Source organism: Mesorhizobium sp. 2RAF45 (genome assembly GCF_052115225.1).
GTDB lineage: Bacteria > Pseudomonadota > Alphaproteobacteria > Rhizobiales > Rhizobiaceae > Mesorhizobium > Mesorhizobium jarvisii.
Window position 1 is genome coordinate 357,826 of the sequence record NZ_JBFRGG010000003.1, and the last position, 22,815, is coordinate 380,640.

Annotated in this window: 19 protein-coding genes; 10 read left to right on the forward strand and 9 right to left on the reverse strand. The window is 64.3% G+C overall.

All coding sequences use genetic code 11. The features are described 5' to 3' along the window. The first annotated feature begins 37 nt into the window (after positions 1–37). Positions 38–1,696, forward strand: coding sequence for a methyltransferase domain-containing protein (locus AB4Z43_RS11180; RefSeq protein WP_245307014.1), 1,659 nt, complete (start codon positions 38–40; stop codon positions 1,694–1,696). On the opposite strand, the gene AB4Z43_RS11185 is transcribed toward AB4Z43_RS11180, so the two are convergent. The 5 genes from AB4Z43_RS11185 to AB4Z43_RS11205 all read right to left on the reverse strand — a co-directional run bounded on the left by AB4Z43_RS11185 (position 1,682) and on the right by AB4Z43_RS11205 (position 7,213). Beyond that, entirely contained in the window at positions 1,682–2,671 is a 990-nt protein-coding gene (locus tag AB4Z43_RS11185) for a class I SAM-dependent methyltransferase (RefSeq protein WP_223217825.1), read from the reverse strand. The genes AB4Z43_RS11180 and AB4Z43_RS11185 overlap by 15 nt on opposite strands. Positions 2,672–2,797: 126 nt before the next feature. Next, positions 2,798–3,556 (reverse strand): SDR family NAD(P)-dependent oxidoreductase, encoded by a 759-nt coding sequence (locus AB4Z43_RS11190; RefSeq protein WP_441937433.1) that lies wholly within the window; start codon positions 3,554–3,556, stop codon positions 2,798–2,800. Then, the gene (locus tag AB4Z43_RS11195; protein ID WP_441937435.1) at positions 3,556–5,118 is read right to left on the reverse strand and encodes a sugar ABC transporter ATP-binding protein; all 1,563 of its coding nucleotides are present in this window, start codon (positions 5,116–5,118) and stop codon (positions 3,556–3,558) included. The genes AB4Z43_RS11190 and AB4Z43_RS11195 overlap by 1 nt, the downstream gene beginning before the upstream one ends. 55 nt (positions 5,119–5,173) lie before the next feature. Then, positions 5,174–6,148 (reverse strand): sugar ABC transporter substrate-binding protein, encoded by a 975-nt coding sequence (locus AB4Z43_RS11200; RefSeq protein WP_441937437.1) that lies wholly within the window; start codon positions 6,146–6,148, stop codon positions 5,174–5,176. 54 nt (positions 6,149–6,202) lie between these two features. Then, positions 6,203–7,213, reverse strand: a complete 1,011-nt coding sequence (locus AB4Z43_RS11205; protein ID WP_202361085.1) for an ABC transporter permease — start codon at positions 7,211–7,213, stop codon at positions 6,203–6,205. Between the two features lie 244 nt (positions 7,214–7,457). On the opposite strand from AB4Z43_RS11205, the gene AB4Z43_RS11210 reads away from it, so the two are divergent. After that, positions 7,458–8,489 carry a LacI family DNA-binding transcriptional regulator gene (locus tag AB4Z43_RS11210; RefSeq protein ID WP_027047628.1) on the forward strand — a complete coding sequence of 344 codons (1,032 nt, stop codon included), beginning with the start codon at positions 7,458–7,460 and terminating at the stop codon, positions 8,487–8,489. A gap of 4 nt (positions 8,490–8,493) precedes the next feature. Here AB4Z43_RS11210 and AB4Z43_RS11215 read toward each other — a convergent pair whose 3' ends face one another. Genes AB4Z43_RS11215 through AB4Z43_RS11230 form a run of 4 tightly spaced genes read right to left on the reverse strand, consistent with a single transcriptional unit; the run spans position 8,494 to position 12,318 of the window. Beyond that, on the reverse strand, positions 8,494–9,675 hold the full coding sequence (locus AB4Z43_RS11215) for a mandelate racemase/muconate lactonizing enzyme family protein (RefSeq protein ID WP_441937439.1): 1,182 nt from the start codon (positions 9,673–9,675) through the stop codon (positions 8,494–8,496). Between the two features lie 9 nt (positions 9,676–9,684). Beyond that, on the reverse strand, positions 9,685–10,674 hold the full coding sequence (locus AB4Z43_RS11220) for a transketolase family protein (protein ID WP_441937441.1): 990 nt from the start codon (positions 10,672–10,674) through the stop codon (positions 9,685–9,687). After that, positions 10,671–11,519 (reverse strand): transketolase, encoded by an 849-nt coding sequence (locus AB4Z43_RS11225; RefSeq protein WP_441937443.1) that lies wholly within the window; start codon positions 11,517–11,519, stop codon positions 10,671–10,673. Before AB4Z43_RS11225 ends, AB4Z43_RS11220 begins: the two co-directional genes overlap by 4 nt. 4 nt (positions 11,520–11,523) lie before the next feature. Further along, the gene (locus AB4Z43_RS11230; protein WP_441937445.1) at positions 11,524–12,318 is read right to left on the reverse strand and encodes an SDR family NAD(P)-dependent oxidoreductase; all 795 of its coding nucleotides are present in this window, start codon (positions 12,316–12,318) and stop codon (positions 11,524–11,526) included. 118 nt (positions 12,319–12,436) lie between these two features. Between AB4Z43_RS11230 and AB4Z43_RS11235 the strand changes: the two genes are divergently transcribed. The 8 genes from AB4Z43_RS11235 to AB4Z43_RS11270 all read left to right on the forward strand — a co-directional run bounded on the left by AB4Z43_RS11235 (position 12,437) and on the right by AB4Z43_RS11270 (position 22,814). After that, positions 12,437–13,657, forward strand: a complete 1,221-nt coding sequence (locus AB4Z43_RS11235) for a mandelate racemase/muconate lactonizing enzyme family protein (RefSeq protein WP_441937447.1) — start codon at positions 12,437–12,439, stop codon at positions 13,655–13,657. A gap of 138 nt (positions 13,658–13,795) precedes the next feature. Next, a complete protein-coding gene (locus AB4Z43_RS11240) occupies positions 13,796–16,180 on the forward strand; it encodes a thiamine pyrophosphate-dependent enzyme (RefSeq protein ID WP_441937449.1) in 2,385 nt (794 codons plus the stop codon). A 31-nt stretch (positions 16,181–16,211) separates the two neighbouring features. Then, positions 16,212–17,222 (forward strand): C-terminal binding protein, encoded by a 1,011-nt coding sequence (locus tag AB4Z43_RS11245; RefSeq protein ID WP_441937451.1) that lies wholly within the window; start codon positions 16,212–16,214, stop codon positions 17,220–17,222. Beyond that, a complete protein-coding gene (locus AB4Z43_RS11250; protein ID WP_202361080.1) occupies positions 17,219–17,944 on the forward strand; it encodes an E3 binding domain-containing protein in 726 nt (241 codons plus the stop codon). Before AB4Z43_RS11245 ends, AB4Z43_RS11250 begins: the two co-directional genes overlap by 4 nt. A gap of 82 nt (positions 17,945–18,026) precedes the next feature. Further along, positions 18,027–18,791, forward strand: a complete 765-nt coding sequence (locus AB4Z43_RS11255; RefSeq protein WP_019862576.1) for a GntR family transcriptional regulator — start codon at positions 18,027–18,029, stop codon at positions 18,789–18,791. Between the two features lie 262 nt (positions 18,792–19,053). Further along, complete coding sequence (locus tag AB4Z43_RS11260) at positions 19,054–20,118, forward strand: substrate-binding domain-containing protein (RefSeq protein ID WP_202361079.1); 1,065 nt, start codon at positions 19,054–19,056, stop codon at positions 20,116–20,118. 58 nt (positions 20,119–20,176) lie between these two features. Beyond that, a complete protein-coding gene (locus AB4Z43_RS11265) occupies positions 20,177–21,244 on the forward strand; it encodes a substrate-binding domain-containing protein (protein WP_038653674.1) in 1,068 nt (355 codons plus the stop codon). Between the two features lie 67 nt (positions 21,245–21,311). After that, complete coding sequence (locus AB4Z43_RS11270; RefSeq protein ID WP_441937455.1) at positions 21,312–22,814, forward strand: sugar ABC transporter ATP-binding protein; 1,503 nt, start codon at positions 21,312–21,314, stop codon at positions 22,812–22,814. The last annotated feature ends 1 nt before the right edge of the window (position 22,815 follow it).

Genomic DNA, 22,815 nt, shown 5'->3' on the forward strand with positions numbered 1-22,815 from the left:
CTCATGACGTGCAACGCTCGGTGCGGGGGATGCGAACTTGGACTTCCGAAAGACTATCCGAACGGCAATCGGCAAGAATGGACGCGGCATCGAGATTGGCGCTTCATACTCGCCCATATTGCCCAAGGCCGAAGGTTACAAAACGCTCGTTGTCGATCATACCGATGCCGACGGATTGCGCTCGAAATACGCTGCGATCGGCGTCGACGTTTCACGGCTTGAAACGGTAGATGCCATCGACGATGGAGGCGAATTCAGACAACTCGACCTGACTGGCGAGGGCTTCGACTTCATAGTGGCCAGTCACGTCTTTGAGCATCTCACGGACCCTGTTCATTTCCTCCAACGCTGCGAACGGGCACTCAAGCCGGGTGGGCGGGTGTATCTCTTGATTCCGGATCGTCGATACACCTTCGATTATCTGCGGCCCAGTTGTACCGCGGGCCATCTGTTGGCCGCCTATGTGGCAGGGCAAAAAAGGCATGGCACGGCGGCCATGTTCGATCATCATGCATCGCATGGAACGCGCGGAGGTGTGCAGGTCTGGCTGGAAGGGTTCAAGGGAGAGTATGCTTTCGCCGGAACGCCTCAAGCAGGCTACGCGATGGCAACCAGGCAAGGAGACGACTATGTCGACTGTCACGCCTGGGTCTTCACGCCGTCCAGTTTCCGCCTGGCCATGGCCGATTTGCACGCAGCAGGAGTCCTGGGACTTCGTGAAGAGCAATTTTACCCGACTGTAGGGTGCGAGTTCTTTGCGGTGATGTCCGCCAATCCGGCGACGCATAGTCCCGACAGACTGGCCCTGGCGCTCGACGCGATCAACGAAGCCGGGCCTGAACACATCGCTGCGGCCGTTGTCGATCCTCCCGTGTACATCGGATCAGCGCCGTCAGCCCAAAATGCGATTGATGCATTCAAGGGCCAATGGGTCACCGCGTTCCCGGCAGCGCAAGGCTTGCAGGCGGGCACATCCCATCTGCACGAGGACCCACGCATACTTTGGCTCGCGGAGAAACTGGGTGGCTGGCTCAACGGGAAGCAAGTCCTCGAACTAGGTCCCTTGGAGGCGGCGCATACCGCAACTTTGTTGTCCCAAGGTGCAGGGTCGGTTCTGGCCATCGAGGCCAATCGCGATGCCTTTCTTCGCTGTCTGGTCGCGAAGGAAATCCTTGGCTTGCGCGACGCGAGCTTTCGGCTCGGCAATTTTGTGCCCTTCCTGGAGAGTGAAACAAAGCATTGGCCGCTGATCGTAGCCAGCGGTGTTCTCTATCATATGACGGACCCGCTGCACGTGCTGGACTTGTTGGCGGACCGAACCGATCGCCTGTTTTTGTGGACTCACGTCGTCGACGACAATGCGATGCCGGTCGGTGACCGGCGGCGCGCGGCGCTTGGAGCGCCAGAGCAACGCGACTGGCACGGCCGAACGGTGACGCTTTATCCGCGCCCCTACGGACCGCTTGGCGCATCGACATTTTGCGGAGGCATGGACCCGGTACCGCGCTGGATACATCGCGACGATCTGCTGTGGGGTCTGGCTAAACTGGGGTTCGACGATCTGGCGGTCGCACACGAGACAGCGGACAACGAGCATGGTCCGTCGCTGTCGATCCTGGCGAGGCGCAGCCCCAAGGCTACGCGTAAAGAACCACGGCCCTTACCAACCGCTAAAAAGGTTCTAAAAAGGGTATAGATCTTCGGCAACGTCGGAAAGCGAGACCGGCCAATCCAATTTTGTTTCACCTGTCTTGCGAAACAGGACGGCCGACATCAACGCTCCGGTGTGCATCTCGCCAAAATGCGTCGATATGTTGTGCACTCGGGCCACGATGTATGCCCGCACACCATCGATGGCTTCGATGATTTCAAACCCGGTCGATCTGTTGAGCAAGGCCTTCCAGGAGTGACTCGAAAACCGAAAATAGTCGCACGGCTCTTCGTGCAGAGCCCATGTCTGCGGCGCCAGGATAATCCCCAGAGCGCCTGTCTTGAGAACCCGGTTCATTTCGATCGCGGCCTTCCAGGGCATCAGGAGGTGCTCGAACACCGCAAATGACATGACGGCGTCATAGGTTTTGCGAGGCAGAAAGCGGCTGGCCTCATGGGCGTCTCCAACGATGTCGACGTTCTCGCCGTCCAGAATATCGAAACCGGTGTAGACCCAGCCCGGCGGTAGGCTGTTGCGCCACATTGCACCGGTCCGGTTGCGCGAACCGATCTCCAGCAAATGTCCGCCGGAACGTGACCGCAACTCGGCAAAGAATCTGTTTACCAGGGGCAGTATCGGATCGTTCGGATCTGCCGCCGCAAGCGGGCGCACTTCCTTCGACCCGTCCGCCAATCTTATTTCGAGTTTCACATCCAGCATCTGAGCGTTGTCCAGCCCCGTAAAGACCCGCTCGTCAAATCGGCACGACGCCGCAAGTCGCCCATAGAGACGACTCAAATCCGCACTGGGAAGGCCAGTTTGCGACAGGACGACTGTGCGGCCATCCGGCAGAAGCAAGGCGACCCCAATGACAGGGGATTTTGCGGAAAACGTGAATCCTGAAACGTGAATCGCGCCATGGAAACACGAACTGCGATCGACGATGCAAACAAGCTCGCTACCGATGGCCGGGGCGGTCAAATGTGGTGTCGGACCAGCAATGGTCGAGTCCATGTTCATGGTGGCTTGCCCCCCGCTACAGCCATGGCTGCGGAATTCCGTGCCCTGGCAGGGTAGCGCCTGTGCGCGGCAAACTGAAGGGCAGGATAATCGGATCTTCAGTCAACCAGCCGATTGCGTTTAGGCTTAGAGAAGCCGCGCCAGCAGGCCGCCATCCACCTGCATGGCGCTGCCGGTGACGAAGGACGCGGCGTCCGAGATCAGGAAGCCTATTGCCGTGGCGACCTCGGAAGGGTTGGCGATGCGGGCAATCCTGTTGGGCTCGAAGGACAGGCCCAGCGCTTCGGCGCCGCCGGCCGCTTCCAGCCCGTCCAGCGTCATGCGGGTGGCGACCGAGCCGACCAGCACGGCGTTGACGCGGATGCGGTCGACGGCATAGTCGAGCGCCATCTGCCGCGACAGGCCGACGACCGCCGCCTTCGTCGCGGCATAGGCGGGCACGCCGGGAACCGTGGCATCGGCGTGGACGGACGCTATGTTGACGATCGAGCCGCCGCCGGCCGCGCGCAGCAGCGGCAAGGTCGCGCGGCAGACCCGGAAAATGGCTGTGAGGTTGACGGCGATGGTTTTTTCCCACTCCGCGTCGGAAACGTCTTCAAGCCGCTTGCCGGTGGGGTAGATGCCGGCGCAGTTGACGACGGCGTCGAGCCCGCCAAGCCGTTTGGCGATTGCCGTCGCTGCCGACTGAACCTCCGCTTCGCGGGTGAGATCGCACTCGCGGAAGATCAACTGGCTTTTGCCATAGCGGCCGGCAAGGGCCTTGCCCTCCGCGCCGTCCAGTCCGGCGCCGAAAACCCTGGCACCCTCGTCGGCGAGGTACTCCGCGGTCGCCCGGCCAATGCCGGTCGCAGCACCCGTGACGAAAACACGTTTGCCGGCGAACATCATGCTGAAACCTGTGCAGCCACAGCGTGGCGTTCCGCTTGCGCCGCAGTCACCGAGCGCAGCACGCGGTCCTCGCCGCCTTCGCCACGGCCAAATTCGTCGACGATGCGCCCGTCGGCGACCACGAGGCAGCGATCGCAAAGGCCAATCAGCTCTTCCAGTTCGGAAGCGACGATCAGCAAAGCCACGCCCTTCTCGGCGAGTTCAACCACCAGCCGGTAGATTTCGTGCCGGGTCGCCGCGTCGACGCCCTTGGTCGGCTCGTCGAGCAGCAGCACTTTCGGTGCCCGCATCAGCACACGGGCGAACAACAGCTTCTGCTGATTGCCGCCCGACAGATGGGTGACCACGGCCTGCGGCGACGACGCCTTGACGTTGAGCGCGCGCATGGCGGTGAGGATGGAGCTCCGCTCCAGTCCGCCGCGCACCATGCCGTGACGCGACAGAGGCGCGAGATTGCCGATGGTGATGTTGGCGCCGACCGGCAGGTTGAACAGCAGGCCGTCGCGTTTGCGATCTTCGGTCAAGAGCGCAATGCCGGCCGCGCGGGCATCCCTGGGCGATTTGATAGACACGGTCTGGCCGGCGACACGGACTTCGCCCTCGGCCGCGACGCGGCCATAGATGCCGTGCAGGATCTCGCTGCGGCCCGAGCCCAGCAGCCCGGCCAGCCCGACGATTTCGCCCGCCGCCACGGACAGGTTGATATCCCTGGCGCCATGGACCGCGCCGCTGTGGCCGGCGACTGTGAGATGGCGCACCTCCAGCGCCGTCGGCGCGCCGACGGGTGCTGCATGTTCAGGAAACAGCCGCTGCAGCCTTTGACCCGACATCGAGAAGATGAAGGTCTCGGCATCGAAGTCCTCGCGCGCGATCCGTACCGCCACCTGCCCGTCGCGCAGCACCGTGGCGCGGTCGCAGATGGCGAGCACCTCGGGCAGGCGGTGGGTGATGTAGATCATCGCCACGCCTTGCGCCTTCAGGCGGCGCAGCACGGCGAACAGCGCATCGACCTCGGTGCCGGAGAGCGAGGCCGTCGGCTCGTCCAGCATCAGCACGCGTGGCTTCGTGACGATGGCACGCGCAATCATCACCAGATGACGCTGCGCCGAGGTCAGCGACGCGACATAGGCCGTGGGGTTGATGTCGATGCCGAGGTCGGCAAAGATTTCGCCGGCCCGCTGCTGGAGCTTGCGCTGATAAACCAGCATGCCGGTACCCAGCCCGGTGCGGCCGGCAAAGACATTCTCGGCGACCGACAGCTGTTCGAGCACCTCGATTTCCTGCGGCACGTAACCTACGCCGTTCGATCGCGCATCGGCCGGCGAAGCGAAGCTGATGGGCCGGCCGTCGAGCTGGATCGTGCCGGTGTAGGAACCGGCCGGATGCACGCCGTTGAGGATCTTGACCAACGTCGACTTGCCGGCGCCGTTCTGGCCGAGCAAGGCGTGGATCTCGCCGGCCACGACATCGAAATCGACGCCGCGCAGCGCCTGCACGCCGCCGAAATTCTTGGCGATGGCGGTGGCCGAAAACAGCGGCGCTTGGGTGGTGATGGACAAGACGCATCCCTTCGGAAAGCGCCGGGCCTGCAAGGCGCGGGCCCGGCGGCAGGTGTTACTGGCCGGCGCTGTCCAGCATCTTGTAATAGGGATCGAGATCAGATGCGGTGATCACCTTTGCCGGCAGCGGATTGCTGTAAGGCACGGTCTTGCCCTGGGCGAGATCGCCGAGCAGTTCGGCGACCTTGGCGCTCTCTTCATAGAGCGGCTGCGCAACGATGCCGTAGGCGGCGCCGGATTTCACCAGATCGAGATTCTGCCTGATATAGTCCATGCCGACGATGACGACGTCGCGTCCGGCCTTGCGGGCGGCGCCCGACCAGGTCTGGATGCTGTTGCCGGTGGTGCCGAAGGCGGCGGTCACATCGGGATTGCCCTGCAGGATCGCCACCGCCTTTGCCTCGGCCGCCGACGGCTCAAAGCCTTCCATCTGCGTGTCGAGCACCTTGATGCCTGGATATTTCGCCGCGATGGTCTTGCGGAAGGCATCCGACATGGCGTTTTCGGTGTCGTTGGAAGCGCCCTGCGTCAACGCTACGGTGCCCTTGCCGCCGAGCTTGTCGCCGATCGCGATCGCGGCATTGGTTCCCGCTTCGGCGATGTTCTCTCCCGTTGCCGCTTTCAGGCCGTTGACGGTCCCTTCGGGCGGCAGGACGTGCCAGGTGACGATCGGGAAACCTTCCTTGGCCAGTTTCGAGATGTAGGAATAGATGGCCGGATCGGGACCGTAGACGCCGATCGCGTCGTATTTGGTGCGGGCAAGGGCGGCCTCGGCAAGCGGCAAGGTCGCCGGAATATCCCAGTTGGTGGCGCTCGGGTCGCCGACCACCTCGCAGGTGTAGCCAAGTTCCTTGCACTTGTTGAGGAAGCCCGCCTGCATCAGCCGATGCACCGGGTGATCCTTCATCGCCTGCACCCAGAGCAGGTGGATGTCCGCAGCCCGGGCCAGGCTCACCGAGCCGAGCGAGGTGGCGAGTGCCGCTGCCACCAATGCGGTTCGGATCAGCCGCTTTTTCAAATGGGTTTTCATGCCTTACCTCCCTTGGTTCGCCGGCATTTTTGCCGGCGCAATATCCGCGGCCTCTCAGGCGCCGGCGATGAAGTAGCGGCGGCGCACTATGTCGAGGCCGACAGCCATGACCATGATCACGCCAACCGCGATCTGCTGCCAGTTGGAGTTGACGCCGATGACGACGAGGCCGCTCTGCACCACTTTCAGCATCAGGATGCCGACGACGCCGCCGGCCACCGTGCCGGCGCCGCCGAACAGGCTGACGCCGCCGACCACGACGCCAGCGATGACGGTCAGTTCCCAGCCGCTGCCGATCGAAGTGCCGCCGCTGCCGAGATCGGCCATGACGAACATGCCGGCGATCGCCGACAGCGCGCCGACGGTGATGAAGGCGCCTATCTTGTAGGCGCTGGTGTTGATGCCGACGAGATGCGCCACTTCCTTGTTGCCGCCGGTGGCATACATGTTGCGCCCGAGCACGGTGCGCCGCAGCACGAAGTCGGCAAAGAGGGCGGCGACGATGAAGAAGGCAAAGCTCCAGCCGAGACCGAAGGCGAGATCGGTGCCGCCAATGGTGTTGATCGCCTCGGGCAGCGGATAGACCGGATAGCCGCCCGTCACCACCTGGATCAGGCCCTGGCCGATGAACAGCATGCCGAGCGTCTGGATGAAGGCGGGGATGCCCAGCCTGACGACGATCAAGCCGTTGAGGAGGCCGATCAGCGCGCCGACGCCGATGCCGCCGAGAATGCCGACGCTCACCGGCAGGGCGGCCGCGGTCATCAGCTTGGCGGCGACTACGGCCGACAGTCCGGCCACCGAACCGACCGACAGGTCGAACTCGCCGGCGACCAGCAGAATGGTCTGGCCGATGGCGATGATGCCGACAAAGGAGACGACGTTGAGAATGGCGCGGATGTTGCGCTCCGACAGGAAGGCCGGCTCGAGCAGCCAGAAGAAGGCGATCAGCAAAGCCATGGCCGCCAGCACGCCGACCTCACCGACGGCAATCAAGCCGATCAGTCGCCGCCGGAACGATCGCGCGTCCCTTGGCGGCGCGCTCACCTCAGCCGCGCTGTTCATCCCGACCTCCCTGGCAGCGACCGTTGCCGCTCTTGCGGCCGGCCCCATGCGCCCGCGCCGATCCTGGCGCGCTCCTCTCGGCCATTAAGATTATAATATTATAACTTGTCAACGCTGAAATTTTCTGGCGGTGCATAGCTGGGTCCATCGCTGGAAAGCACTCTCGGCAACCGCTATGAATGGACGTTTCCGCGTGATCCGCAGGACATTGCCTTGGTGGATAGCGCTTTCTTGGAGCATGGTGATGGTCGACAAGCCGCCGGCGGGCGAAAAGAAGCCGCAACGCCTCGGCGTTCGCGAGATCGCCAAGCGTGTCGGTGTGGCGCCGATGACGGTGTCGCGCGCGCTGTCTAATCCCGACATGGTCTCGCCGGAAACGCGGGCCAAAGTGCTGGAAGCCATCGAGCAGGCCGGCTTCGTACCCAACCGGCTTGCGTCCAGCATGCGCGGCAATGGCCGCATGATCGGCACTGTCGTGCCGCCGCTGATCAATTCGGGCATTGCCGAACAGGTGCAAGGCATGTCCGACGAATGCCATGAGAGCGGCTACTCGATGCTCCTGGTGCAAGGCGAGTTCACGCAGGAGGCCGAGGAGAAGTCGATCCGCAACCTGCTCGGCTGGCGCCCGGTCGGCATGATCCTGCAGAGCTTCGTGCAAAGCGAGACCGCGCGCGCCTTGCTGAAGAGCAGCGGCGCCCCGGTGGTCGAAATTTCCGAAATCAAGGGCCGCAAGCCGATCGACATGGTGGTCGGCGTCTCCAACTTCGAGACCGCCTATGCCATGACCATGCATCTGGCGGCCAAGGGCTACAAGCGCATCGGCTTCGTTTCGACGCCGATCCACGGCAATGACCGCCTGCGGCAGCGCCGCACCGGTTACCACGCCGCCCTGACGGAACTCGGCATCAAGAACCATGCCGATATGGAGGTCGAAGTGCCGATCACCGCGCAGGGCGGTGCCGAGGCGCTGGTGACGCTGACCTCCCGCCACCGGGATATCGATGCCATCTTCTTTTCCAGCGACACGCTCGCGGTCGGCGCCGTGCAGGAATGCCACCGCCGGCGCTGGGCGGTGCCGGGCAGGATCGCCATCGCCGGCTATGGCGACATGGATCTCGCCGCGCAGCTCTATCCGCCGCTGACCACGGTGAAGGTCAACCGCTACGAGATGGGCCGCCGTGCGGTGCGGCAATTGCTGGCACGGCTCGGCGGCGACACCAAGGTGCCGACCATCACCAGCCTCGGCTTCGAGATCGTCGATCGCGAAAGCGCGTGACGGATTAGAAAGCACGCTGCCCCGCTTCTTCCCGCCGCCCGAGCCGTTTTTCCCATCCTTCCGCATGGACGTTGAGATAGGCGTTGGGATCGTAAGGGTGGCTCTTGATCGCCTCGATGTTGAGATCGATGCCAAGGCCTGGCGCGTCGGGCAGTGACAGATGGCCATTGTCCGGATCGACGGTCGGGTGCCAGGTCACGAGATCGCGCGTCCACGGGTCGTTGAAAGCGTCGAAGTGCTCCTGGATGAGGAAGTTCGGCACCGCGGCCGCCAGCTGCAGGCACACCGCCGTCGCCACCGGGCCGCCGCTCTGGTGCGGGGCGATGTGGCTGCCATGGGCAAGCGCGAGGTTGGCCACCTGCATGGACGGCGCGATACCGCCGAGCGACATCGGTTCGGGCTGGAAGATGTTGACGCCCCCACCTGCGGCCAGCGTGTAGAATTGCCCGACCGTGTCGTACATTTCGCCGGTCGCCACGAGGATCGGTGAGCGATGCGCCACTTCGTGCACCGTCTCTTGCCGGTCGCGCGAGGTCGGCTCCTCCCACCAAAAGATGTCGAGATCGGCGAATTTCTGCGCTGCCTGCAGGGCGGCGATCTCGGTGAAACGCGCATGCACGTCGATCAGGATCAGAGTATCCCGAGGCAGTTCGTCCCGCAAGTTTCGGCAGATCGCGTAGGAAAGCTCCAATTCCTCGCGCGAGATAAAACCTTGCGCTGTGCCGAACGGATCGAGCTTGAACGCCTTGAACCCCTTGGTCAGAACCGCCTTGGCGGCCTCGAGGAAGGCCTCCGGCGTGCGCTCGGTGCGGTACCAGCCATTGGCGTAGCCGAGCACGCTGTCGCGCACCTGGCCGCCGAGCAACTGGTGGATCGGCACGCCGAGGCTTTTGCCCAGAATGTCCCAGCAGGCAACCTCGATCGCCGCGATCACCGTGCGATGGATGTGGCCGCCGTCGAGCGAGACACTATCCAGCATGCGCTTGGCCAGCGCATTGATGCGGCGCGGGTCCTGGCCGATAGCGAGATGCTTGAGCTCGTGCACGCCGGCTTCGGTGGTCTTGATGAAGCCGTTCAGCGTGCCTTCGCCGATCCCATGGATGCCCTTGTCGGTATGGACCTTGACGAACAGCCAGTTCTTCCAGCCGGCGCCGACGGCAAAGGTCTCGATTTCGGTGATTTTCATGCGGTGGTCCTAACCCAGGGCTATGATCGCGGCGACGACGGCCTCTGATGTCAGGCCGTATTTCGCTTGCAGGGTCGGCACCGCGCCGCATTCGATGTAGCGGTCGGGCAAGCCGATGCGGGTGACTTTCTTCGCAATGCCGGCGTCGAACAAGGTCTCGACAACGAGGCTGGCCAGGCCGCCGACGACAACATGGTTTTCCGCTGTGACGATCTGGCTGACGCCGGCTGCGAACGCGGCCACCGCCTCGGCATCGAACGGTTTGATGGTCGGCACGTGCAGCACGCCGGCGGAGATGCCTTGTTTTCGCAACGCGTCCGCCGCATCCAGTGCCCGCTCGGTCATGAAGCCGGCCGAGATGATGCCGACATCGAAACCGTCACGAAGATGCCGCGCCTTGCCGATTTCGAAACGATAGCCGGATTCAAATACCACAGGCACGTTGCCACGCAGCAACCGCATATAAACCGGCCCGTGACGCTCGGCGATCGCCTCGGTCGCCGCCTCGATCTCTGTCGCGTCGCAGGGGTCGATGATGGTCAGGCCGGGAATCATGCGCATCAGTGCCAGATCCTCGATCGCCTGATGCGTGCCGCCATAGCCGGTGGTCAATCCCGGCAGGCCGGCGACGATCTTGACGTTAAGGTTGGAGTGGGCGAGCGCGATGGCGACGAAATCATAGGCACGCCTTGTCGCGAACACGCCATAGGTGGTGGCGAACGGCACCTTGCCGGTACGCGCCAGCCCGGCGGCGACAGCGACCAGGTTCTGCTCGGCCATGCCGACATTGAAGAAGCGGTCGGGGAACGCGTCGCGGAACGGCAGGATGTCGGTGTATTTGCCGAGGTCGGCGGTCAGCCCGACAATGTCGGGACGGTTCTGGCCGAGCCGCGCCAGCGCCTTGCCAAACGGCGCCTCCACGCTTTGCCGGCCACCGCCAACAGCTTCGTCCTGACCCATGGCCAGCGTGCGGCCGGCCTCCGTCGCCGCACCGCTCATTGGGCTGCTCCCACGGTTTTTTCGAACTCGGCGATGATGCCGTCCCATTGCGCCACATCGATGTGGAAGAAATGCGATTTCTCGGAGGTTTCGATGCGCGGCACGCCCTTGCCAGGCAGCGTGCGCAGCACGATCGCCTTCGGCTTGCCGTTTCGCTCGCGCGCATCGGCCAGTGCGCCGACCACCGCCTTCATGTCGTTGCCGTCGATCTCCGATGTCTGCCAGCCGAAGGCGCGCCATTTGTCGGCCACCGGCTCCATATCGAGCACGACAGGCCCGTCGGCCTGGATGCCGTTGCAGTCGACCAGCGCCACCAGCCCGTCGAGCTTGAAATGGCTGGCCGACATCGCCGCTTCCCAGGTTGAGCCTTCCTGCATTTCGCCATCGGACAGTTCGACGAAGACGCGCGCCTCGGATTTGTCGATGCGCAGGCCCAGCGCCTGGCCGACGCCTTGTCCCAGCCCATGGCCGAGCGAGCCGCCGATGACCTCGACACCGGGCGTCGTGTCGAGCGTCGACATCTCCAGCCGGCTGTTGTCGGCGCCATAGGTGGCAAGTTCCTCGACCGGGATGATGCCGGCCTCGGCCAGCGCTGCCCACAGCGCGATCGAATAATGCCCGGTCGACAACAGGAAGCGGTCGCGGTCGGCCCACGCCAGATTGTGCGGGTCGTAGCGCAGTTCGTGGAAGTAGAGCGCGGCCAGCACATCGGCGATGCCGAGGCCCTGGCCGATGTAGCCCTGGCCCTGGCCGCGCGCCATGGTCAGCATGTGATGGCGCAATTGTATCGCCTTGCGTTCGAGCGCGCCGATATCGGCGCTGCCGGGTGGGGAGTTTCGCAGCATCTGATCAGTCCTTGTCGAGCCCGCCCGACATGTTGAGCCGCTCGGCGGTCATGTATTTGGGCGCATCGAGGCACAGCCAGACGACGGCTTCCGCGACTTCCGCAATCTCGGCGCGGCGGCCGAGCGGGATGCGGCGGGTGCGCTCGTCGAGGAAGGCCTGCAGGTCGCTGCGGCCATTGGCGTGGGCGAGGTCGACCTCGGTCGAGCGCTGCATGTCCGTGTCCATCATGCCCGGCGCCAGGCTATTGACCAGCACACCATAGGGCGCCAGCGCCACCGCCGCGGCGCGGGTGATGGAATCGACCCCGGCCTTGCTCGCCGTGTAGGCGGTGTAGTCGGGCAGCGCCATGCGCGAACCCGGCGAGGTGATGTTGATGATGCGCCCCGAACGCTGCTCGCGCATCACCCGGCCAGCTGCCTTGCAGGCCATGGCCAATGCGGTGACATTGAGCGCCAGCGTGCGCGTCCAGGCCTTGAAGGTGGCGTCGAGGAAGGGCTCGATCACGCCATAGCCGGCATTGTTGACGAGGATGTCGATGCCGCCCCAGCGCGCCACCACTTTCTCCACCGCCGCCTCCGGCACGCCTTCCCCGGTGAAGTCGCTGACGATGCTCTCGCTTTCCGCGCCGGCTTCGCCGATCTGCCTGGCGGTCTCGGCCAGGCCCTCGCCATTGATGTCGGTGACCGCGACGACACAGCCGCGCCGCGCCAGCTGGATCGCCACCTCGCGACCGAGGCCGCCGGCGGCACCGGTGACGAGTGTTCTTCGTGGGGGCGTATTGTGATTTTCGGCTGGCAAGAAAACACCCTCCCGGTGGCCATCTTGACGGAATTGATACCGGTACCATAAATGGCTGTCAACGGCGATGTGCTATTGTCCCATCGACCGTATGGTCCGCTGCAATGGGGAGAAGAAGATGAAAGTCGTCGCGCTCGAAACGCTGCAGCTGGCGGAGTTTCCCTTCCTGTTCTGGCTGCGCGTCCACACCGATGCCGGCCTGATCGGCACCGGCGAGACGTTCTGGGCGCCGGGGCCGGTCGCTGCCTACATCCACGACAATGTCGCGTCCTATCTGCTGGGCAAGGATCCGCGCGACATCGAGCTGCATGATCGCACGCTGGGCAGCGTCTATGTCGGCGCGCGCGATTCCGGCGCCGAGGTGCGCGGCAACTCCGCCGTCAACATCGCGCTGTGGGATATCTATGGCCAGGCGCTTGGCGAGCCGGTCTGGCGGCTGCTTGGCGGGCGCACCCACAAGAGCGTGCCGATCTACAACACCTGCGCCGGCTACAAGCATGTCCGCGCCACGAAGAAGAACGCCCTGTTCGAGCGGGGCGAGGACTGGTCGCTCAAGCCTGGCGATTCCCACGAAGGCCCCTACGAGGACCTGCTCGCCTGGCGCTACAATGCCGGCGATCTCGCCAGGAGCCTGAAATCCGAAGGCATCGGCGCGATGAAGATATGGCCGTTCGACATCGCCGCCGAAGCGTCGAACGGCACCCGCATTTCGCTGGCCGATCTGGACAAGGCATTGGAGCCTTTCCAGAAAATCCGCGACGCCGTCGGCCGCGAAATGGAAATCATGGTCGAGCTGCACGGCCTGTGGACCTTGCCGCCGGTGCTGCGCATTGCCGAGGCGCTGAAAGCCCATGACGTCGCCTGGCTGGAAGAGCCGATCCGCTACAATGAGCTCGACGCCATGGCCGAGCTTGCCCGCCATACCTCGATCCCGATCGCCGCCAGCGAGCGGCTGGCCTCGCGGCAGATGTTCAAGCAGCTGATCGACAAGCGCGCGGCCAGCGTGATCATGATCGATCTCGCCTGGTGCGGCGGCCTCTCCGAGGCGCGCAAGATCGCCAACATGGCCGAGGCCAGCGAACTGCCGGTGACCTTGCACGATTGCACCGGGCCGATCGTCTATGCCGCCAGCTGCGCGCTGTCGGCGACCTTGCCGAACGTCAACTACCAGGAGGCGGTGCGCGCCTATTTCACCGGCTGGTATACCGAGATCGTCGCCGACATTCCGCCGGTCAAGGACGGTCACGTCGCGCCGCTCGAAGGGCCGGGGCTGGGTCTCAGCCTGCGGCCGGAGCTGTTTCAGCGGCCCGACGCGACCGTTCGGATCACCAGACTCTAGCCGTCGCACGGCTTTGTCCGAAGCCAGTAGACATTATGCTATTATAATCTATGATGCGCCAAAGCGAGCGGCCGACAAGCTCGCCGCCGGCGCTCTGCCGCCCGGCGTCGGACGCATTTCAGGGAGGCTTTGGTGGCAATGTCTGCGGCGCGCGCACGCGACGATTTCAAGGGCGCTCCAAACCTGCCCGATCCAAAAATCCTGCTCGACCTGTTCGAACGCATGGTGCTGTTGCGCCGCTTCGAAAGCATCGCCCAGATCGCCTGCCGCAAGGGTGAAACGCCAGGCTTCCTGCATCTCTATATCGGCGAGGAGGCGACAGGCGTCGGCGTCTGCGCGCATCTCAGGCCAACCGACTGGGTCACATCGACCCATCGCGGCCACGGCCACGCACTTGCCAAGGGCGCCAATCCCGGCCGGGTGATGGCCGAGCTGTTCGGCAAGGTTGACGGGATTTGCGGCGGCCGTGGCGGCACCATGCATCTCTACGACCGTTCGGTCGGCCTGTTCGGCACCAACGGCATCGTCGCCGCCGGCATCGGCCATGCCGTCGGCATCGGCATGAGCGCCCGCCAGCAGGGCCGCGACGACATCGGCGTCGCCTTCTTCGGCGACGGGGCCGCCAACCATGGCGGCTTCCACGAGGCGCTCAACTTCGCTGCCGTGCAGCGGGCGCCGGCGGTCTTCATCTGCGAGAACAACCTCTACGCCACCGCGACGCCGTTGAAGTCGGTCACGCTGAACCCAGAGATCGCCACCAAGGCCGCCTCCTACGGCATGCCTGGGGTCGCGGTCGACGGCAACGACGTCTTCGCCGTCTGGCTGGCGATGAAGGAGGCCACCGAGCGCGCCCGTTCAGGCAAGGGCCCGACGCTCATCGAGGCCAAAACCTACCGCACCGTCGGTCACCATGAGGGCGATCCGGTCATCGGCACCTATCGCACGCAGGAGGAACTCGACGCCTGGGTCAAGCGCGATCCCATCGACATGTTCCGCAAGCGGTTGATCGAGGACTATGGCATCGCCGATGCCGAGGCGCTCGCGGCAATAGAGGCGCGGATCGAAAAGGTGGTCGAGGAGGCGCTGACCTTCGCCCGCAAGTCGCCCGAGCCCGATCCGGCGACGGTGCGCCTGCATGTCTTCGCCGATCCGATCAATCCGCCGGCTGCATTACAGCCGCGCGCCGTCGGCGAGACGCGCACGCAAGGTTGGCTCGAAGCGGTGCGCGACGGCATCGCCGAGGAAATGCGCGCCAATCCGGCGATCCTCTATTTCGGCGAGGGCACCGGCGAGCGTGGCGGCAGTTTCGCACACACCAAAAACCTCTGGCAGGAATTCGGCGCCGAGCGCATGGTCGACACGCCGATCTCCGAACAGGGTTTCACCGCCGCCGCCGTCGGCGCTTCGGCCACCGGTGCGCGCACCGTATCGGACCTGATGTTCGCCGACTTCGCCTTTGAGACCGCCGGCCAGATCTTCCTGCAGGCAGCCAAGCTGCGCTACATGACCAGCGGCCTGATGAGCGCGCCGATGGTGGTGCGCGTCGGCGCCGGCGCGCTGCGCAGCTCCGGCCCGCATCACAGCGGCATCTATCATCCGGTCTTTGCCCATATGCCGGGCCTTATCGTCTGCGTGCCGTCGACCCCTGCCGACGCCAAGGGCCTGATGAAGACAGCGCTCAGGGCCGGCGATCCCGTCATCATGCTGGAACCCAAGGCGCTGTTCGCCTCCAAGGGCGAGGTGCCGGTCGGCGAGCATTTCGTGCCTTTCGGCGTCGCGCGCGTCGCGCGGGCCGGCACCGACATCACCATCGTTGCCGCCGGCCAGATGGTGCAGCGCGCGCTGGAAGCTGCCGATGTATTGGCCGCCGAAGGCATCGAGGCGGAGGTGATCGATCCCCGCACCATCATGCCGCTCGACATCGACACCATCGTCGCCAGCGTGCGAAAGACCCATCGCCTGCTCATCGTCGACGAAGCCTGGGCGATGTGCGGCCTTGGCGGCGAGATCGCCCAGGCCATCAACGAACTCGCCTTCGACGAACTCGACGCCCCGCCCGGAAGGCTGCACACCGCGCCGACCTCGCATCCCTTCGCGCCGGTACTGGAGCGCGCCATGCTGGTCGACACGGCGCGCATCGCCCAGGGCGTGCGCGATGTCATATCAGGCCAACCGCCGGTGCCGGACCATTGGTACACGGTCGGCCTGAAAAGCGCTGCGCCGGCTAAACCAACGCCTGCTCCAGCCAAACCTTTGCCCGCCGCTTCAGCGGCTGCCGCTCCCAGCGACGACGAGCCGATCACAATGCCGTTCGGTGATCTCACCGTCAGCGAAGGCACTGTCGTCAAATGGCTGAAGGCGGTCGGTGATCCGGTCAAGGAAGGCGAACTGATCGCCGAGATCGAGACCGACAAGGCCGTGGTCGAGATCGAGGCACCGGTCAGCGGGACGCTCAACACCATCGATCAGCCGGTCGGCGCCGTGGTGCCGATGGGCGGCCGCATCGGCGGCATCAAGAAATAATCATCGTACCGAGGAAATCCGAAGGGCAAGCATGAAGATCCTTTGCGCCAACTGGCAAGCCGCCGACGAGGCCGAACTCGAGCGGCAGCATTATCTCGATGTGGAGTTCATCCTCGCCCGCTCGACCAACGACAAGGCAGCCGCACTCGATCCTGCCGTCTGCGAGGTGGTCGACGCCGTCATCAACTATTCGCCCACCCACAATGTCGCGGCCGCGCCATCGGCCTTTCCCAAGGCGCGCATCGCCGTGCGTTCCGGCGTCGGCTTCGACAACATCGATACGGCGGGCTGGGGTGCGCGCAAGATTCCGGCCTGCAACGTGCCGGACTATGGCACCACCGAGGTCGCCGACCACGCCATCGGCCTCATGCTGGCGCTGACGCGCGGCACATCGGCCTATGGCGCGGAGCTTTCCGGCCATGGCGCCGGAGGCTGGCATTTTTCCAAGGCGCCGCTGGTGCGTCGGCACAAGGGCGCCACCATCGGCATTGTCGGCCTCGGCCGTATCGGGCTGGCCACGGCGCGCCGCGCCGCCGCCTTCGACATGAAGGTGGTGTTCTATGACCCGCATCTTCTCTCCGGTGTCGACCTGTCGACCGGCTACGAACGCGTCCATTCGCTCAGTGAATTGATGGAGCGGGCGGATGTGGTAAGCGTCCACACGCCGCTCAGCGAGGAGACCCGCAAGCTGCTTGGCGCGTCCGCCTTCGCCGCCGCCAAGCCCGGCCTTGTCCTCATCAACACCGCGCGCGGTCCGATCGTCGATCTCGACGCGCTGGAAGCGGCGATGCGCGAGGGCATCGTCGCCGGCGCCGGCCTCGACGTCTTGCCGAACGAGCCCGGCGATCTCGACCATCCGCTGCTCACCGCATGGCGCGCCCGAGAACCTTGGATCGCCAATCGGCTGATCGTCACCCCGCACGCCGCCTTCTACAGCCCGGCGTCGATGCGCGACCTCCGGCTGAAATCGATCGAGGTGGTGCACGCCTATCTCGCCGAGGGGCGGCTGACCAACTGCGTGAATTCAGAGTATCTGAAATGAACATCGCGACGGCGCAGACCCGGCTGGCGGTTTCGCCCTATGCCCGCCGCCTGGCGCGCGAGCGTTCCCTGCCGCTCGAAACACTTCGCGGCAGCGGCCCGGGCGGCCGCATCCTGGCCGCCGACGTGCAGGCCTTCGTTCCGGTTGCCGCGCCGGTCGTCTCGCCAAAAGTCGCCCCCGCGGCAGCGCCCCTGTCCCCGACCGCGCCCCGGATCGCCGCCTTTGCCACCTCCGTTGCCCTTGGCTCGCTGCAAGACCTGCTGGCGGCGCTTGAGAGCTCGGGGCATGTGTTCGCCATCGACGACGTGCTGCTGCGTGCCGCCGGTCGCGCATTTGTCGAGATGCCGGAGGCAGCTAGGTTAGGTGGCGCTTGCGTGGCGCTGGAACTGGCGGGTCGGCAAACCGTATTCGCAGTGATTCCCGAGATGCCGCTGACATCGCTGCGCGCCATGCGGCTTGCGGCATTGGCCGACAGCCGGGATGGGACGGAAACGCCAGCGACCCTATCTCTGCGGCTGCTGCCGGCGAGCGACATCAGGCCGGTGATGACGCCGCTTCTGCCGGGCCGTGCCATGCGCCTGACCGTTTCGCCCGACACGCCGGGCGGCCATGCTGAATGCCTGCTGACGATAGATGCGGCAAGTGTTGACGAGGCTACCGCTGCCGCATGGCTCGCGACCCTGAAATCGGTGATCGAACAGCCGCTTCGGCTCTTTGTCTGAGACGGTTGATCGTCAACAGCCTTGCCTAGCCTCGGGCCCAGGAAGCTATTATAAAAGCTTCGACACAGACGCGACGAGGCACATGGACCACCCCACCATAGACAGTCTTCCCAGGCGCACGCTCGGCCGCGCCAACGGGCCGCTTTACCGCCAGCTCGCCGACATTCTGCGCGAACCGATCGGCAACGGCACCTTCCCCGTCGGCGGCGAACTGCCGAAGGAAGCGACCATTGCCGAGCATTTCGGCGTCAGCCTGATCACGGTTCGCCAGGCGCTGCGCGATCTCGAAGCCGACGGGCTGATCCGCAAGCGCTCGGCCAAGCCTGCCGTGGTCGCGGCGCGCAGCCCCTCGGTCAATCTGAGCTGGAAGTTCAAGAATTTCGCCGACATGGCGGCCTTCACCAAGGATGCCGAGCTGACGGTGAAATCCTACCGCAAGGAGGTTTCGCCCGTGCTCCAGCGGCATTTCGGCATGGGCAAGGACGAGGCCGGCTATTGCCTGCGCAGCGTGCTGTCGATCGGCGAACAGCGCAAGGCGCAGATCACCACCTATTTCCCGCCCGACATCGGCGCGCGCCTGAAGCGGGAGGATTTTTCGGACGTGCTGATCTTCCGTTCGGTGCAGCAACATCTCGGCCTGCGGCTCGACGTGGCGCATGTCACGGTGCGCGCCGAGATCGCCGACGAGGCGGTTGCCGCCGACCTTGGCATAACGCTCGGCAGTCCGGTGCTGACGGTAGAGATGCTCTACCAGTCGGCGGACCAGCGCAGCATCGAATTCTCCGTCGCCCGCCACCCCGCCGATATCTTCAGCATCACTTACGACGCACCGAACGACCTGTCCTGAAGCGCGCCGGAGGCGGGATTTTCTGCTGACGTCGCATAGACAGGTCCATAAAATTATAATAGCATGATAGCTAGGCTGAAGTGCCGGCCACGGGAGACGTCGCAAGAGAAGAACTCCTGCGAATTCGGCTCGCGGACGCAGCCTTTGGGAAGTCTGGGCAAATTGACAACAGCGATTGGTACCGGTATCAATTTGTCGTCTTCATCCGACTAAGATGGCGCAGTCCATCACCGGCTGGGCAGGAAATACAGGGAGGAAGACCATGAAACTAACGAGCTTGAGCGCCTGCTTCGTGGCGCTTGCCGGGTTCGCAGCGTCGATGGCTGCGATGCCGGGCCATACCGCGACCCAGAAACCGTACACCATCTATCTCTCGAACAATTTCGTCGGCAATGACTGGCGCCAGCAGATGGAACGCGTCGCCAATGTCGCCGTCAACAAGGGGCCGCTGAAGGGTCGCGTCGACCTCAAGATCGAAAATGCCGAGAACACCGTTCAGGCGCAGATCAATTCGCTGAACAACATCATCCGCCAGAAACCGGCCGCCATCCTCATCGATGCGTCGTCGGCCGAGGCGCTCAATCCCACCATCAAGAAGGCCTGCGACGCCGGTATCATCGTCGTCAGCTTCGACCAGACCGTGTCTGCCGAATGCGCCTACAAGATGCATTCCGATTTCGACATCATGGCCAACAACCAGGCCGAGTGGATGGCTTCCATCCTCGGCGGCAAGGGCAAGGTCTTCATGGATCGCGGCCTCGCCGGTGCGCCGATCTCGGAACAGTTCGAGAAGAACTTTGGTGCCGTGCTGAAGAAATATCCCGGCATCGAGATCGTCGGCTATTTCAACGGCAACTATGCCGCCGGCCCCGAACAGGAAGGCGTCGCCAGCCTGCTCGCCGCGCATCCGGAAGTCGACGGCATCTTCTCGCAGGGCTACGGTACAGGCGCCATCAAGGCGCTGCAGAATGCCGACCGGCCGATGGTGCCGATCGTCGCCGCCGCCTTCAACGGCACCGGCGTAACTTGCGCGCAGACCAAGGGCGCCAAATGCTGGCTCGGCGCCAATCCGCCGTCGCTGTCGGCCGAAGCGATCAAGCTCGCGGTCGACATACTGGACACTGGCAAGAAGCCAGCCGACACCACCGTGCTGTTCAATTCGCCCGGCCTGACCACGGATATGGTCGATGCCAAATATGCGCCGAATTCCTCGGCGGTGAAGATCGAGCTCGGCAAGACCGTATTTCCCGATCTCGCGCCGGGACTTTCCTTGCCGGTGTCGCCGAGCTGGGTGGAGATCACCCCCAAGGAGGCCTCGGGAACCTGAGTTGGTGAATTGCAATGCGCCGCATCGGGCGCGAAACGAAAAACGGGAGGAGAAAATCATGAAATCATTGAGCCGTAACATCGGCTTGGCAGCTTTTGCCGCCACCATGATGGCTGCCGGCATGCAGACTGGCCACGCCGAGGACAAGAAGCCCTACACCATCTATCTTTCGAACAATTTCGTCGGCAATGACTGGCGCCAACAGATGGAGCGCGTCGCCACCGTCTCGGTCAACAAAGGGCCGCTGAAGGGCCGCGTCGACCTCAAGATCGAGAATGTCGAGAACACCGTCCAGGCGCAGATCAACTCGCTGAACAACATCATCCGCCAGAAGCCGGACGCCATCCTCGTCGATGCCGGTTCGGACTCGGCCTTGAATCCGACCATCAAGAAGGCCTGCGACGCCGGCATCGTCGTCATCTCCTTCGACCAGGTGGTGACCGAACCCTGCGCCTATGCCGTCGCTTCCGACTGGGACCGCATCCCCTCCGTCATGGCCGAGTGGATGGCCACGCAGCTCGGCGGCAAGGGCAACATCATCCTCGACCGCGGCCTCGCCGGCGCGCCGATCTCGGCGCAGCTGCAGGGGGGCTATGAGAAGGTGCTGGCCAAATATCCCGACATCAAGGTCGTCGGCTACTACAACGGCAACTATGCGCTCGGACCGGAACAGTCGGGTGTCGCGGCGCTGCTCGCCGCCAATCCGAAGATCGACGGCATCATGACGCAAGGCTATGGCTCGGGCGCCATCCAGGCGCTGAAGGATGCCGGCCGGCCGATCGTCCCGGTCGTCGGCTTCTCCTACAATGTCGCCGCCGTCACCTGCGCGCAGACGCAAGGCGCCAAGTGCATCCTGGGCTCCAACCCGGCCTACCTCTCCTCGGAAGCGATCAAGCTGGCGGTCGACATTCTCGACACCGGCAAGAAGCCGGCCGAGCGTTCCGTCTCGGTCAAGGGCGATTTCGTCACCACCGATCCCTTCGAGTCCAAGCTCTATCCGGGCACCAAGATGATCAAGATCGCCATTGGCGAAAATGCCTTCCCGGACCAGGCGCCCGGCCTGACGCTGCCGATCACGCCCGACTGGGTAGAGATCACCGCTGCGGAAGCCGCCGGGGCGAAGTAACATCCAGTGACCATGACCCTGTCTCCCGGCATCGCAGATGTCGGGAGAGCTTTTCGAAGGCGCATGCATGGACCTTGTCACCGTCAACGGCCTGTCCAAACGCTATGGCGGCATTGTCGCGCTGAGCGAGGCGACATTCAGCGCCCGTGCCGGCGAGGTGCATGCCCTGCTTGGCGAGAATGGCGCGGGCAAGAGCACCTTCATCCAGATCCTGTCGGGCGCCGTGCAGCATGATGGCGGCTCGATCCTGGTTGATGGCCAGGATTATCGCCCGGCCAATCCGGATGCGGCGCAGGCACGCGGCATCGCCGCAGTCTTCCAGGAGTTGTCGCTGATCCCTGATCTCAGCGTCGAACAGAACATCTGGTTTCGCCATGAGCCGCGCACGTGGCTTGGCACCGTCAACCGCACGGAGATGCGCCGCAAGACGCTGGCGCTGCTGGAAAAATACAACTTTCCGGCGCTGCGCCCCGATCAGGAGCTGCGGCGGCTGACCCTGGCCGAACGGCAGATCGTCGAGATCGCCAAGGGCCTGGCCAAGGACCCGCGCATCCTGATCCTCGACGAGGCGACCTCGGCGCTGCCGGCACGGGAAGCCGAATGGCTGCTGAACCTTACCCGGCAGCTCGCCGCTGAGGGCAGGTTGGTCATCTTCATCTCGCACCGCATGGCCGAGGTGCGCGCCATCGCCGACCGGCTGACCATCTTCCGCAATGGCAGCACCGTCGCCGCGCATGAGGCCGATGCGGTGTCCGACAATGAGATCGTAACCCAGATGATCGGCCGCCATCTCGACCGGCTCTATCCCGAGCGTGTGTCCACCGCGACCGATCGCATCGCTCTCGGAGTAAAGGGGTTTTCGAGCGGCAGCCGGCTTTCCGGCGTCGACTTCGCGCTACGCGAAGGCGAGGTGCTCGGCGTCGGCGGTTTGCAAGGCCATGGCCAGCGCGAACTGTTTCAGGCGCTGTTCGGCGCCACCAAGGCAAGCGGCTCGATCGAACTGTGGGGCAAGCCGGTTTCGATCGGCAATCCGCGCCAGGCGCTGACCGGCAAGGATGGCATCGCGCTGGTACCGGAGGACCGGCGCGGCCAGGGCCTGCTTTTGACCAAGAGCGTGCGCGAGAATTTGACGCTGTCGGTCATCAAGCGCTTCACTGAAAACGGCTTGCTAAGCCGGCAAAAGGAAGCGGCGCTCGTCAAGGAGATGGTCGATTTCCTGCGTATCAAGGCCGGCACGTCGGAACAGCTTGCCGGCACCTTGTCAGGCGGCAACCAGCAGAAGGTGATCTTCGGCAAGATGCTTTTGACGCAGGCGCGCGTGCTGTTGCTCTACGATCCGACGCGCGGCGTGGATGTCGGCACCAAGGGCGAGATTTTCCAGCTGATGCGCGACCTCGCCGCCAAGGGCTATGCGATCCTGTTCCATTCCAGCGACATGCCGGAACTCGTCCATGTCGCCGACCGCGTGCTGGTGATGCGCAACGGCCGCATTGCCGCGACGCTGGAGGGGGATCACATTTCGGAGGAGGAAATCCTGCGCGCCGCCATGCTTGAAACCAGGGCGGCCTGAA